At 57.3% G+C, this 14,266-nt stretch carries 13 protein-coding genes; 11 read left to right on the top strand and 2 right to left on the bottom strand.

Features of this window, described 5'->3' with window-relative positions; translation table 11 throughout:
* The first annotated feature begins 27 nt into the window (after positions 1-27).
* The 9 genes from motA to DFS28_RS07850 all read left to right on the top strand — a co-directional run bounded on the left by motA (position 28) and on the right by DFS28_RS07850 (position 10,472).
* The gene (gene motA, locus DFS28_RS07890) at positions 28-879 is read left to right on the top strand and encodes a flagellar motor stator protein MotA (protein WP_111449276.1); all 852 of its coding nucleotides are present in this window, start codon (positions 28-30) and stop codon (positions 877-879) included.
* Positions 880-882: 3 nt separating this feature from the next.
* Positions 883-1,917 (top strand): flagellar motor protein MotB, encoded by a 1,035-nt coding sequence (gene motB / locus DFS28_RS07885; protein WP_111449275.1) that lies wholly within the window; start codon positions 883-885, stop codon positions 1,915-1,917.
* Positions 1,918-2,155: 238 nt separating this feature from the next.
* Positions 2,156-4,249, top strand: coding sequence for a type VI secretion system tip protein TssI/VgrG (tssI, locus tag DFS28_RS07880; protein ID WP_111449274.1), 2,094 nt, complete (start codon positions 2,156-2,158; stop codon positions 4,247-4,249).
* Positions 4,246-4,812, top strand: a complete 567-nt coding sequence (locus tag DFS28_RS07875; RefSeq protein WP_111449273.1) for a DUF4123 domain-containing protein — start codon at positions 4,246-4,248, stop codon at positions 4,810-4,812. The genes tssI and DFS28_RS07875 overlap by 4 nt, the downstream gene beginning before the upstream one ends.
* Positions 4,809-7,502, top strand: coding sequence for a toxin VasX (locus tag DFS28_RS07870; protein WP_111449272.1), 2,694 nt, complete (start codon positions 4,809-4,811; stop codon positions 7,500-7,502). Before DFS28_RS07875 ends, DFS28_RS07870 begins: the two co-directional genes overlap by 4 nt.
* Positions 7,493-8,452, top strand: a complete 960-nt coding sequence (locus DFS28_RS07865; protein WP_111449271.1) for a hypothetical protein — start codon at positions 7,493-7,495, stop codon at positions 8,450-8,452. Before DFS28_RS07870 ends, DFS28_RS07865 begins: the two co-directional genes overlap by 10 nt.
* 55 nt (positions 8,453-8,507) lie before the next feature.
* Entirely contained in the window at positions 8,508-9,458 is a 951-nt protein-coding gene (locus DFS28_RS30760) for a hypothetical protein (RefSeq protein WP_111449270.1), read from the top strand.
* 87 nt (positions 9,459-9,545) lie between these two features.
* Complete coding sequence (locus DFS28_RS07855) at positions 9,546-9,989, top strand: hypothetical protein (protein ID WP_111449269.1); 444 nt, start codon at positions 9,546-9,548, stop codon at positions 9,987-9,989.
* A gap of 213 nt (positions 9,990-10,202) precedes the next feature.
* Positions 10,203-10,472 (top strand): hypothetical protein, encoded by a 270-nt coding sequence (locus DFS28_RS07850; protein WP_111449268.1) that lies wholly within the window; start codon positions 10,203-10,205, stop codon positions 10,470-10,472.
* Positions 10,473-10,642: 170 nt separating this feature from the next.
* Here DFS28_RS07850 and rsgA read toward each other — a convergent pair whose 3' ends face one another.
* Positions 10,643-11,674, bottom strand: a complete 1,032-nt coding sequence (rsgA, locus tag DFS28_RS07840) for a small ribosomal subunit biogenesis GTPase RsgA (RefSeq protein WP_111449267.1) — start codon at positions 11,672-11,674, stop codon at positions 10,643-10,645.
* Between the two features lie 107 nt (positions 11,675-11,781).
* Here rsgA and orn point away from each other — a divergent pair, with 107 nt between their 5' ends.
* Both orn and DFS28_RS07830 read left to right on the top strand, forming a co-directional pair.
* Positions 11,782-12,324, top strand: a complete 543-nt coding sequence (orn, locus tag DFS28_RS07835; protein WP_111449266.1) for an oligoribonuclease — start codon at positions 11,782-11,784, stop codon at positions 12,322-12,324.
* Between the two features lie 253 nt (positions 12,325-12,577).
* Positions 12,578-13,189 (top strand): trimeric intracellular cation channel family protein, encoded by a 612-nt coding sequence (locus tag DFS28_RS07830; RefSeq protein ID WP_008153267.1) that lies wholly within the window; start codon positions 12,578-12,580, stop codon positions 13,187-13,189.
* On the opposite strand, the gene queG is transcribed toward DFS28_RS07830, so the two are convergent.
* On the bottom strand, positions 13,171-14,250 hold the full coding sequence (gene queG, locus DFS28_RS07825; protein WP_111449265.1) for a tRNA epoxyqueuosine(34) reductase QueG: 1,080 nt from the start codon (positions 14,248-14,250) through the stop codon (positions 13,171-13,173). The two genes, DFS28_RS07830 and queG, sit on opposite strands and share 19 nt — an antisense overlap.
* Between the last annotated feature and the right edge of the window lie 16 nt (positions 14,251-14,266).

Genomic DNA, 14,266 nt, shown 5'->3' with positions numbered 1-14,266 from the left:
CCCGACTCAGTAAGTGCTCTCCTACCTATGGCTAAATTAATCGGCATCATCGTCGTATTCGCGAGCGTGCTCGGCGGATACGTGCTCTCCCACGGCAAAATTGCCGCCCTGATTCAGCCCTTCGAGGTGATGATTATTGGTGGTGCGGCCCTCGGTGCATTCCTGCAGGCCAACCCCGGTTACATGACCATGCACGTGCTCAAGAAATCCTTGGGCATGTTCAGTTCGCGTTTCAACCACACTTTTTATCTGGAAGTGCTGGGCCTGATCTACGAGATCCTCAACAAGAGCCGCCGCGAAGGCATGATGGCTATTGAGGGCGACATCGAAGACGCCGCTGCGAGCCCGATCTTCGCCAAATACCCTGCGGTATTAAAAGACGAACGCATGACCGCGTTCATCTGCGATTACCTGCGCATCATGTCTTCCGGCAACATGGCGCCCCATGAGCTTGAAGGCCTGTTCGACATGGAGCTTTACAGCCTCAAGGAAGACCTCGAGCATCCATCCCACGCGGTGAACGGTATTGCCGACGCCATGCCTGGTTTCGGTATCGTCGCGGCGGTACTCGGTATCGTGGTGACCATGGCTTCCTTGGGTGAAGGCGATCAGAAATCCATCGGCCTGCACGTCGGTGCGGCCCTCGTCGGTACCTTCTTCGGTATTCTCGCGGCGTATGGTTTCTTTGGTCCGCTGGCCCACTCCCTGGCCCACGATGCCAAGGAAGAACTCAACATCTACGAAGCCATCAAGGCCTCGCTGGTCGCTTCGGCTTCCGGCATGCCGCCATCGCTGGCGGTAGAGTTCGGTCGTAAAGTTCTGTACCCGGCGCACCGTCCTAGCTTTGCTGAGCTGGAACAAGCGGTCCGCGGACGTTAAGTCATGGAAAATAACCAGCCGATAATCATCAAGCGCGTCAAGCGCATCGCCGGCGGGCATCACGGGGGCGCCTGGAAAATCGCCTTCGCGGACTTCGCGACGGCGATGATGGCGTTCTTCCTGGTGCTGTGGCTGCTGTCGACCGCAACGCCTGAACAGAAGATCGCCATTGCCGGTTACTTCAAGGACCCGGTCGGCTTTTCCGAAAGCGGCACGCCGTACATCATCGACCTGGGCGGCACACCGACCCTGGCGCCGGAGAACACCCTCAACCCCGAGGTGAAATCCCAGCCGCAGCCAGACAAGGTGACCGTCGACGCCGAGCAGGTTGAAGGCATGGCCGAGCAGGTCGAGAAGGAGCGTCTCGAGCTGTTGCTGCAAGAACTGCAGACCAAGGTCGAAGAGAACCCGCAGCTGAAGAAATTCAAAGACCAGATCAGTTTCGAAATCACGCCGGACGGTTTGCGCATCCAGATCGTGGACGCCGAAAACCGGCCGATGTTCGACTCAGGCTCAGCTCGTCTGAAACCGTACTTCGAAGACATCCTGCTGGCCATGGCCGACACCATCAAAGCAGTGCCGAACAAGATCAGCATCAGCGGCCACACCGATGCCAAGCCGTACACGGGCACCGGTGACTTTGGTAACTGGGAGCTTTCGGCCAACCGTGCCAACGCCGCCCGTCGTGCGCTGGTCGCCGGCAGCTATCCGGATGCGCAGGTGGCGCGCGTCGTCGGTTATGCCTCGTCAGCGTTGTTCGATCGCGAGCACCCGTTCAATCCGATCAATCGCCGTATCGACATTATTGTGCTGACCAAGAAAGCCCAGCGTGCCATCGAAGGTTCGCAAGGTGCGGAACCGGCTCCAGAAACAACGCCGGCGCAAGGGCAGGGCGGCCCGGGCGAAGTGCCCGCCAAGCCAGCCGACCCGAACGCGTTACCGGCAGATAAAGAGCCGTTGCCGGCGCATGAGCTTCGTGAACGGTTGAATTTGTTCGACAACCCGGCGCCGAAGCCAGGTGAACCGCCGAAGCAGTGACCCATGAAAAAGCCGACAGAGATGTCGGCTTTTTTGTGTCTGTTGTTTGTGAAGTGGGAATTTTCCTGCCTTTCATTGAGTACCGATCTTCCGTTGGGAAACGTCCTTCGTGGATTGGGGACCGTTCTTACATCTATCCGATAATCCCCTTGGTAGGGTGCCCGCCAGTTTCGCGTGCACAGACCATGGACGGTTTGGACGTCGCGCTTTTATATCCTCTCTGCTTAAGGATAAGCGTATGTTCGGTTCGGCCAATACGGCGCAGTTCTCGCTGCACATCCCCGCTGTTCGTAACGATTTCAAAGTGCTCGCCTTTGACGGTGTTGAGGCCATCAGCGCCTTGTACGCGATCCAGGTTGAACTGGTCAGCGAAGACCCGGATTTTGATCTCGAAAGTCTGCTCAGCCAGCCCGCGTTCCTCCAGTTCGGTCTTAACGGCGAAGGCCTTCATGGCCGTATCGAAGACGTATTCGTCGGTGAGGCCGGCAAACGTTTGACCCGTTATCACCTGACCCTTGTGCCGGCGCTGCACTACTTGCAGTTCAGCCACAATCAGCGGATTTTTCAGAAGCTGACGGTGCCGCAAATCATCGCTCAGGTGCTCAAAGGCCACGGCATTCAGGCCGATGCGTTTACCTTCCATGTCAGCTCCAGCCCCGAGCGCGAATACTGCACGCAATATGGGGAAAATGACTTCGAGCTAGTCCAGCGCCTGTGCGCCGAGGACGGCATCGCCTGGCATCACCAGCATTCGCCCGATGGACATCTGCTGGTGTTCACCGACGACCAGACCTGGTTCCCCAAACTGGGCGAAACCCCTTATCAGCAGGACTCCGGCATGGTGGCGGAGCACCCGGTGGTCAGCCAGTTTTCCATGCGTTTGCGCACCCGCACCAGCACGACAACGCGCCGGCACTACGACTTTCAACGCCCGAGTTTGTTGCTGGAAAGTCGCTTCACCGCCGAGTTCAGCCCTGAGCTCGAAGACTATCGCTACCCGGTGTTGATCGAGAACGAAAAACGCGGCAAACAACTCGCCCGCCAGGCCCTGGAGCGGCACCGCACCGATTACCAGTTGGCCGAGGGCCGCAGCGATCAGCCGACTCTGCGCTGCGGTCACTTGTTCGAGCTGACCGAACACCCACGTAAAACCTGCAACGATTTGTGGCTGTTGCTCAGCGTGTCGCACGTTGGGAAACAGCCGCAGGCACTGGAAGAGGCCATCACCAGCGACGTCAAACCCGAAGACGGCTTCACCCAAGGCTATCGCAACAGTTTCAGCGCCATTCCCTGGGACGTGTTCTACCGCCCACCGATGCGCCCACGCAAAACCGTGCTGGTCAGCCAGACCGCCCGCGTCACCGGCCCTGCCGGCGAGGAGATCTATTGCGACGAGTTTGGCCGTGTGAAGGTCGAGCTGCCGTGGGATCGGGCCGAACTCAACAGCGAAAAAAGCAGTTGCTGGCTGCGGGTTTCCTCCAGTTGGGCGGGAGAAAACTTTGGTGCGGTGACCATTCCGCGCATTGGCATGGAGGTCGTCGTCACCTACCTGGAAGGCGACCCCGACCAACCGTTGATTACCGGGTGTGTGGCCAACACCGTCACCTCAGTACCGTATGCGTTGCCCGAGCACAAAACCAAAACCGTCTTGCGCAGCCACAGTTCCCCGCACACCGGCGGCTACAACGAACTGTCGCTGGAAGACCGCGCCGGGCAGGAAAGAATTTACCTGCGGGCGCAGCGCGATATTGAGCAACTGATCCTCAATGACAGCGACACCAAGATCGGTAACGACCGTCGCGAGCAGATCACCCGCGACAGCCACAGCCTGATCAGCAACGACCGTTTTGAACAGGTGGACAACCACAGCGCCAGCCTGATCAAGGGCGACGAGTTGCACACCACCCAAGGCGTGCGCAACACGGTGATCGGCGGCAATGAACTGATCACCATCAGCGGCAACAGCAGCACCACGGCCGGCGGCACGCTGGTGATTCAGGCCGGTTCGCAGGCCCATGTCAGCGCTGCCAACGTGGTCATTAATGCCGGAACGAGCTTGACGTTGCAGGCCGGTGGTCAGCACATCGTGATCAATTCGAGCGGGATTTTCAGCAGTGTGGCCATTGTCGAGGGTGGTTCGCCGGTCGCGGGCCTGCCCGGGCAGGCGGCACTGTCAGTAGCTCCCCAAGCTGCCGAGGCAGTGGTTATCGACACCCTCCCCATGGAAGCCCTGCTCAAACAGAACATCGTCTTTCGTGAGGCCGATACCGGCATTTGCCCGGTATGCGATGCCGCCCCGGAACATCAGTTAACAGAGAGGGCTGAAGCATGACCCCGATCACCCCGAACCAAGGCCTGCTCCTGCTTGACGGTTCCCAGTATGAGGACGCTATCGATTGGCTTCACGAGCACTACGGCGCAGACGCTCCTCAATCGCTTTTCAAGGGAACCGCCTACGAGCGGATTGGCGCCGCGGGGCCATTTCTGCTCAATGCCTCACTGGGTAGCGCAGCCTACGCCGCATGGTGGGGTGGCTCTGATTTGCAACACGGTGTTTGGCTGGCTACTCCACAGAGTGCCCAACAATGGCTACCGATCCTGCAACGTCGGTTGCGCATATTTGATGAATACCAGCGAGAGCTATGGCTGCGTCTGGCTGATGGCTCGGTGCTGCTACGCGGCTGTTTGGCCGGAGCGCAATGGCCAGCAGGCTTTTGGTTTGGTGTGGAAAGTGTCTGGTTACGGCATGGCAACGCACCAGTGTGCGCTTGGGAAAACGAGGCGCCGGAATTCGACTCAGCACCGGCCAATAAAGGTCTGGCCGCGCAAATCACCCTGCCTGAGCCGCTTCTGCAAGCACTGAGCCTTCCCGCCCACCCGGAGAAAAACCCATGAGTGCCCAGAGTAAAATCCGCGTTGGGACCTGCCCGCTGTTCGCTGCCGTTTTACCCCTGCGATACGCTCTCGGCCCAACCGTCGCAGTCGATACCGAAACCTACGACTTGCCAGCGTTGAGCGGCTCGTTTCCCGAGTTGGGGCCTCGGCATCCTGACTTGACCGGGCATGCGCTCAATTACACCTCGCGTTTGTTGCGCGACGGTTGGCTCTACGTCTGGGAGAGCAGTCCACCCAAGCTGGTGGAGTATCAGGTCGAAAAAGCTCAGCTCACCCAAACCCCGCGTGCCGGCAGGGTAATCGACACCCGGGTCAAACCCCATCTGGTGTTAAGAGCTGGCGACCCTGCTGGATTGGTCTGGTCGCCCGTACGTTGGAGTGAGGCGCAATACCAGGCCGCCAGAAAAGACCCCGCCGTGCGTCAGCGCATCATGCGCAGTTTTGTTCCGGGTGTTGCGCCGTTCAGCGGCAAGGTCGACACCGTCGCCAAGCAGATTGGCGAATACAACGATGCGACGAGCTATGGCTGGAGCGCGGAGCCCGAGACGGAGCACGCACCCGACTGGTTGAAAGCGCTGAAGCAGATGAAGGCTTGCGAACAGCAGAGTTACGCCGTCATTGATGATGCATGGGGCGTACTGCTCGACCTTGCTGCGCTGATGCGTGTGCGTAAAGAAGCGTTCGACAGTTACCAGGAACATCACGCTGAAACGTGGGCGATGGCCAGTGTCATCAAGTCACTGAGCGACGGCGACCGCCAACTCAGTGCACAACTGCCGTCCATTACCCGCTATGACGAACTCCAGCGGGCGTGGAAGGATCAAGAGAACCAGAACGACCGATTTACCGCCGACCTGCGACGTTTGGCCCAACTCTGGGTGGCGTGGTTCAACACCCTGCAAGTGACCGGTCCGTCGAGCATGGACACCGCTTGCGGCCATTTCGACATAACCCAGTCGATGGCGCGTGAGGCACTGGAATTGCATTTCGCAACGGCTTGTCTTGGTCCGGCCAGTACCAGTGTCGGCGCCGAGGCCATTACCCTCAGCCTGGAAGGTGACAAGGCCGGTAAGCCATGGTTGCTTTGGGCATTGCTTGGGTTGCCGTCACGGCTGGGTGTTGGCGAAATCAAATACCTTGTGGACTTCAGTGATGTGGCCCGCGATAACCAGGCTGCGGTTCAAGAAGGCGCCAGCAAACTCGCCAGAGCCTTTAGTTATACCGAAGCGTTGAACAAGACCGCCGACAAACTGAAGCAACACAAGCCGGCCTCAAGCATTGAGGCCCTATTTCTGTCCCTTGCCCCGGTGGCCGGGTTGCAATTGCATCAGGGTGAAAAGGGCACTGGTGCGGCAGGGCGTTTGTACATGGCGGCAGCGCTGGCCCGCAGCGACCAGCGCATCCAGACCTCGGGCGTCACATCGCGTCAGCTGGGCGAGTGGTACAGCGATTTGATGGGGACACGCCAGTCAATGCCCGCGCATTTGAACGTCGCACCGCTGGCCAGCGGGGTGGCTGACGGTATCCCGTTCATGCATTTGGTCCCGGCCAGCACCAAGCTGCCACCGTTGCCGGTGAATCTGGCGGCGGGGGTTGAGCTGAGCGGTGTGTTTGATTTGAAAGGCGCGCTGAGTAAAGCGCCGATCAAGTCGATTGTGACGTTGGTGGCGGGAGTGAATTTTGTTTGGGCGGGAGATCAGCTTTTTGATAAGCGGACTTACAAAAGCGCATTTAGCACAGCCGGGGCGGTGTTTGGCATTGGTGCAGCAGGCGCAGCTGTCGTTCAGCGAGTGGCAGAGGTTGATTGGGCTTCGGCAGTTCGCCAGAGTGGGAGGACTTCTATTCCAGCAAGGCTCATGCTGGTCAGAGCAATGGGCATTGCCGCGGTTGCTGCATCGTTACAGGCTGTTGTCCTTGGTTTTGATGTGGTGATCTACGGGATCGAAGCCTATGAGGCGTATCAGGCGGGCGACTTCGACACCATGGGGACGGATTTGGCTATCGTCAGCGTCGAGTCGGCCGGCATAGTGCTTTATGTAAAACTATTCCGGGCGTACCGTGCTGCACAAGCGGCTGTGATGGTGGGTGAAGCTGCCGCCATTGCAGGGGGGATGAATGCCGCACCGCATCTAGCCATAAAAATACTTGGCCTCACCGTGGCGATTGTCGCGGGGATTATTGCCCGGCTCTATACAACAGACTCGCCACTCGAACAGTGGGTGAGAAACAGTCACTTTGGTATCCGCCCGGACGACGCTTGGTCAAGCAGCTTCTCGCTGTCCATGGATAAGCTGTACCCCATCTTGTTTCCCATTAGTTTTGATGCCCGACGGCTGGCAGAAATGCATCCGTATCAAGGGCAAGTCACCTCCACGTATCTGATACTGAACCTGCCGGGAGAAAATGCGCCGCTGACTGACGCCATGATTCATTTCAAGGGCCATGAAGTCTGGGGCGATACACTCGGCTACTACCCCGAACAGATTAAAAAGGTCGAATGGACGGGCAAAGACTTTGCTCGACACAGCGGCACTCGCATTCCTGCACAAGCCGGCATCACTCTTTACCGCCGTGTGTACCATGAGGACGGTGTGCGGGATTTGCAGCGTATCGAGGGCGAGTTGATATATTCCCCGCAAGAAGGACTGACGCTGCCAGCGGTAAAAATCATGGAACGAGCATGGATATGAATAAGCCAGAACACCCCCCCTACAGCGCTACACCCGCGGTGATGCTTGAAGCGGACAAGCCCACGGGCGAACAGCCGATGGAGCTGTTCATTACCGATGAGCACACCGAACATTACTTGGCGTTACAAACCGGGGGCGACTCTGATCGAGGACTGTTGACGGGCGTGTTAGGGGGGATTGGTGGCTGCGCATCGGTTGGACTTGGCCTTATGGGAGCAATGCAAGGCAAGTTCGACATCACCTACATGATGTTTTCTATAGGCATCCCTTTATATCTGGTGCCTTTTCTATGGGAAACCCTAAGTTCTCTACCTCTGCCCATCCTATTTAACCGCCGTACCCGCGAGGTGTACTTCGATCACGAAGGCGAACTGTTTCACGCTCCGTGGGATGGCATTTCCGCCGTAGCCAATGAATTTCAACTAGTCGGCCCCCACATCGGTGGCATGCAAAGCACTTCGCTTGAAATTCGCGTGTGGAGTTTTGAAAAGCCGGATACCGCACTCATGATCAGCCTCGGTTCACCGTTCGGCAAATCATTGGCAATGCAAAAAGGGTTTTGGGAATACATCCGTGCCTACATGAACAACGGCCCTTGGTTCGACGAATACGGTAATCACAGCAAGTCGGATGCTTTTGTAAAAAGTCAGTTGGCCGTGAAACCGAATATGAGCGGTTGGTTCAAGGACACTTTCAATGGCGTAAAAAAAACAAAAGCCGAAAATGCCGGAAAAAACTACTTGGGTGGTAACGATGTAGTCATGCTCGTGTTTACATTTCTTTTTTATCCATGTTTTCGAATTCAGGAATTCACCTACAGCGTCGCCAAACGCCGCTCCCGCAACTTGTGGCCGAAGGTTGTCACTGAGCGCCTGAAAGCCGGCGGTCCCACCACGCGACTTGTCGATCTGGAGCGTGATCGGGGTTGTTGCGTATCGAAGGAGAGTTGATCTTTCATCCGCTTGAAGGGTTGACGCTGCCAGCAGTAAAAATCATGGAACGAGCATGGATATGAATATGCCAGAAGAGCCACGTTACAGTTCTACGCCCACCGTCGCGCTTGAATCGAACAAGCCCACTGGCGAACAGCCTATGGAGCTGTTTATTACCGATGAACACACCGAGCATTACCTGGCTTTGCAAGCAGGTGGCGACTCTTATCGAGGACTGATGACAGGTGTGTTGGGCGGTATTGGTGGGGTCGCAGGAATCGGGCTTGGACTTGTCAGCCTTATGCACAGCGGTGAAACCGAAGGCCTTTTCATAATGCTTTCGATATGTACCCCGCTATTTGTAGTGCCGTTCCTATGGGAAACCCTACGTCCGCTAACGCTACCTATCCTGTTTAACCGCCGCAGTCGCGAAGTGTACTTCGATCACGAAGGCGAACTGTTCCACGCTCCGTGGGATGGCATTTCCGTCGTTGCTAATGAATTTCAACTAGTTGGCACTCACATTGGTGGCATGCAAAGCGCTTTACTAGAAGTTCGGGTGTGGCAGTTTCAAAAACCGGAATCGGCGTTGATGGTCAGCCTCGGTGCGCCTTTTGGTAAATCACTGGCGATGCAGAAAGGCTTTTTGGAGTACATCCGTTCCTATATGAACAATGGCCCCTATTTCGATGAACACGGTAATCACAGTGAGTCAGATGCATTTGTACAAAGTCAGTTATCCGTGCGGCCCAGAATGAGCGACAGCTTCATGCAAACACTGGAGCGGATAAAACAGACCAAGCAAGAGAACGGAGGTAAAAACTATCTGCGTGGTATCGACGTTCTGAGCTTGGTACTTGATCTCTGCTTTTATCCCACCTGTCGCATTCAAGAATTCACCTACAGCATCGCCAAGCGTCGCTCCCGCAACCTTTGGCCCAAAGTTGTAACCGAACGCTTAAAAGCTAACGGCCCCACGACAAGGCTTGTTGATCTCGAATGCATGCAGAAAGCCAGTGCCTGAATACCGATGGTTGGTGTGTGTACTAGGGCAACACAATATTTTTCTAAACTAAAATCGCTTTAATCCATTGATACGCAAGGAGTAGCAATGAAAGCTGTATGGAATGCAAAAGTTGGTTTTGGGATTATGTCATGGACTGTTGCAAGTTACGCCGTTACTACGGCGATGTTCATACTTATATTTTTCCCATTTCTTCCGCTAGTAAGCTATCTAGCGGGTTGGCCATTTGGTTTGTCAGTTTTAATAAGCATAATATTTTTCGTTGTCTGCAATTTCGCAAAACGCGACCATAAAGTCAGTATCTCAATCATCCCGGAAGGACTTAGTTTTCGTGACGAGGCTGCTGGTTATGAACGTCAAGACCTCATTCGATACGAAGATATCCAGTCAATTCGAGTTCGGCGCAACCCGTTTTTCAGGTCGCTTGAGATAAATCTGAAAGAAAAAAATCAACGGTTTTCTTTAAGTAACGTTCTTTTGTCTGATGATTTTCTTGCCGGTATGCACGCTCGCATTGATGTTAAGAGCTAAGGGTGACACCTGCTGCGTCGTCATGCCGCGCTAGCGCTTTCGAGGGGGGGCGCGTTTGCTCAATAGCTGTAGGAACGATCTGAAATTTCGCGCCTGGGTTTTCAGTCGCGCAAGCATCTGCCTATAGTTCCACCGTTGCTGCCGACGTGGCGACCGATCTTAGCCGGTCTAAATACAGATGAAACCTCTCGAACGTATCCGGAGTTTTTGACCATGGCTAAGTACCACCCGCTCCAAGGCAATTTCAGCGTCGGCCCGACGCTGTACATCGACACCGAAGCCCGCGCTTCCGATCTCCTCGAAACCGCCGTCCACCGACTTAAAGCCGCGCGTAATCTGCTCAACAGCGTCACTTGCCTGTCCGTTAAAGAAGCCGAAGGGCACGATCTGGAGCATTTCGCCAGTGCTGCACACATGTTGATTCAAGATGGCTGTGACGCCTTGGACGCCCTGGGCTGGAAGCTGGAAAAAGCAGCACACTGAAACCTAAAAAGCCGCGAAATGATCGCGGCTTTTTATGGGGTACTTAAACCCTGTGGGAGCGGGCTTGCTCGCGAAGGGGTCATCAGCTTCAACATCAATGTTGACTGACATACCGCTTTCGCGAGCAAGTCGAATCGTCGCACCGCCGCTCCCACAGGTTTTGTGCCGGTCTAGTAGCTGGTTTCGGGCAAGCTAGCGATGATCGAGCGATAGCTGTTCATCCGTTGCTGCTGCACGCGACCCTCTTCCAAGGCCTTGAGCAGCGCGCAACCCGGTTCGCGGTCGTGCTTGCAGTCGCGGAAGCGGCAGGTGCCGATCAAGTCGTTGAACTCGATGAAGCCGGCTTCGACGTCGGCACGGCTGACGTGGCCCAGGCCGAATTCGCGGATACCCGGGGAGTCGATCAACTCACCGCCGCCGGGGAAGTGGAACAACCGCGCGGTGGTGGTGGTGTGAGTGCCCTGGCCGGAGAGCTCGGACAGCGGGCCGACACGGGCTTCGACTTCAGGCAACAGGGTGTTGACCAACGAGGATTTGCCGACGCCGGACTGGCCGACGAACACGCTGATGTGCCCGTCCAGTTGTGCCTGCAATAACTCCATGCCGTTGCCGTGGTGCGCCGAGACTTCCAGCACCGGATAACCCAGCGTGCGGTAAACCGCCAGCAAGGCATTCAGCGCTGGGGCGTTCTGCTCGTCGATCAGGTCGAACTTGTTGAGCAGCAGCAGCGGACGAATCCCTGCGTGCTCAGCAGCGACCAGATAACGGTCGATCAAGTTGGCATGAGGCTCGGGCAGCGGCGCGAAGACGATGACGATCATGTCGACGTTAGCGGCTACAGGCTTGAGCTGGCCACGGCTGTCCGGACGGCAGAGTTCGGTTTTACGCGGCAGTTGCGCCACGATCACGCCGATGCCCTGGTTGCCGGCACGCCAGACCACCTGATCGCCGGTCACCAGCGCCGGCAGGTTGGCGCGCAAGTGGCAACGGAACACCTGGCCAGCCAGATCGCCATCGAGGGCTTCGACTTCGACCTGCACACCGAAGTGCGCGATCACCAGGCCGGTCTGTTCCGGACCCAGATCGCCACCCTCAAGTGCCTCGACAGCCGAGGACTCGCGTTTGGCGGCGCGGGCAGCGCGTTCGCCCTGAATCTTTTCGATGCGCCAGTTTTGACGACGATTGAGTTGGCGTTTGGCCATGGGTGTTCCGTATCAAGAATGCAGCGATTAGGTAAAACGGCCGCGAGTTTAGCACGCCCGGCCGCCGCCCTAGGCTAAACTGCGCAGCATTGCCTAGGAGCCGACACATGCAAAACCCGCAGAATCTGATCTGGATCGACCTGGAAATGACCGGTCTGAACCCTGATACCGACGTCATCATCGAAATGGCCACCATCGTCACCGACAGTGACCTGAACACTTTGGCCGAAGGTCCGGTGATCGCTATCCATCACAGCGACGAAATTCTCGCTGGCATGGACGAGTGGAATACCCGTCAACACGGCGGCTCCGGGCTGACCCAGCGCGTTCGCGACAGCCGCATCAGCATGGCCGAAGCTGAAGCCCAAACCATCGCTTTCCTGGAAAAATGGGTGCCGAAGGGCAAGTCGCCGATCTGTGGCAACAGTATCTGCCAGGACCGTCGCTTCCTTTATACGCACATGAAATCCCTGGAAAGCTTCTTCCATTACCGCAACCTTGACGTGTCGACTCTGAAAGAGTTGGCCGCACGCTGGGCGCCGGACGTGCGCGACAGCTTCAAAAAGGGCAGCACTCACCTGGCCCTGGACGACATCCGCGAATCGATCGCCGAGCTGCAGCACTATCGCAAGAACTTCATCAAGTTCTGATTGGGTGCTCGCTGGCCATTGTGGCGAGGGGGCTTTCTGTGGCGAGGGGATTTATCGAAACGTCGCACCGCCCCGTTCGGCTGCGAAGCAGTCGTAAACCTGCGAATGCGTTGCCACTGAAAGAATGCAGGGGAGCGCTTCGCACTCCAACGGGGATAAATCCCCTCGCCACAGGTCTCAGTGTCTGTTTTGCCCTCTTTTGGTGCCGGGACTAAATGGCTAGACTGCGCGCCTTCTTGCAAGGACCGCCACCATGTTGCTGATGCTTTACCTGATTGCCATTACCGCCGAAGCCATGACCGGTGCCCTGTCTGCCGGCCGTCGCGGAATGGACTGGTTTGGCGTGGTGCTGATTGCCTGCGTCACGGCGTTGGGTGGGGGTTCGGTGCGTGACGTGCTGCTCGGCCACTACCCCCTGACCTGGGTCAAACACCCGGAATACCTGGTGCTAACCTCGGTGGCGGCGATGTTCACGGTCTTCGCCGCACGCTGGATGCGCCATCTGCGCTCACTGTTTCTGGTGCTCGATGCCGTGGGCCTGGTGGCATTCACCCTGATCGGCTGCATGACCGCGCTGGAAATGGGCCACGGCATGCTCGTCGCGTCCGTCAGCGGTGTGATCACCGGGGTGTTCGGCGGCATCCTGCGCGACATTTTCTGCAACGATATCCCGCTGATCTTCCGCCGCGAACTCTACGCCAGCGTCTCGTTCGCTGCGGCGTGGTGCTACATGCTGTGCATTTACCTGCAATTGCCGGGTGAACAGGCGATTTTGATCACGCTGTTTGGCGGCTTCCTGCTGCGGTTGCTGGCGATCCGGTTTCATTGGGAAATGCCGAAGTTCGTTTATAACGACGAAGCCTGACGTTTGGCGTGTTGCTTGAGCGCCCACTCCACATGCTCTCGCACCAACTCCGACGGGTAATCCTTGCGAGCCTTCAACGCTTCCAGCACCGGAATGCTCGACGGAGCATTGCCCAGGCCAACCGCCAGGTTTCGCAGCCAACGCTCATAACCCGCCCGGCGTAACGGCGAACCTTCAGTGCTGCTGAGAAACTTCTCCTCATCCCACATGAACAGCTCTGCCAACTCCGCGTTGTCCAGATTGTGCCGTGGCTTGAAGTCGCTTTCGCCGGACGGACGGGCGAAGCGGTTCCAGGGGCAGACGATTTGGCAGTCATCACAGCCAAATACCCGATTGCCGATCAGTGGCCGCAAATCTTCCGGGATCGCGCTTTTCAGTTCGATGGTCAGGTAGGAGATGCAGCGTCGGGCATCCAGCACGTACGGGCCGACGAAGGCGTTGGTCGGGCAGATGTCGAGGCATGCGGTGCAGCGGCCGCAATGCTCGGTAGTGTGAGGCGGGTCGACGGGCAGCGGCAGGTCGACGAACAGTTCGCTGAGAAAGAAGTAACTGCCGGCCTTGCGATTCAAGACCAGGGTGTTTTTGCCGATCCATCCAAGACCAGCCTGTTCCGCGATGGCTTTTTCCAGCACCGGCGCGCTGTCGACGAAGGCACGGAAACCAAACGGGCCGATTTCGGCCTGAATTTTATCGGCCAGTTGTTGCACGCGTTTACGGATCAATTTGTGGTAATCGCGGCCCAAGGCATAACGCGAGACGTAGGCTTTTGCAGGTTGTGCCAGACGTTTGGCCATTTCGGTGTCGCCCGGCAGGTAGTCCATGCGCAGGGAAACCACCCGAAGCGTGCCGGGCACCAGCTCTTCCGGGTGTGAGCGTTTGCTGCCGTGGGCGCCCATGTAGTCCATTTCGCCGTGGTAGCCGGCCGCGAGCCAGCGTTCCAGGTGCTGCTCATGCTCGGCCAGGTCGAGGCCGCTGATGCCGACTTGCTGAAAGCCCAGCTCGCGGCCCCAGTCCTTGATGGATTGGGCGAGGGCGGGCAGGTCTGTGGTAATTGCGGGCATGAGGCGAGAGAAACCG

Source organism: Pseudomonas sp. 478 (assembly GCF_003254125.1).
Taxonomy (GTDB): domain Bacteria; phylum Pseudomonadota; class Gammaproteobacteria; order Pseudomonadales; family Pseudomonadaceae; genus Aquipseudomonas.
This window is presented reverse-complemented; position numbering and strand designations above follow the sequence as displayed.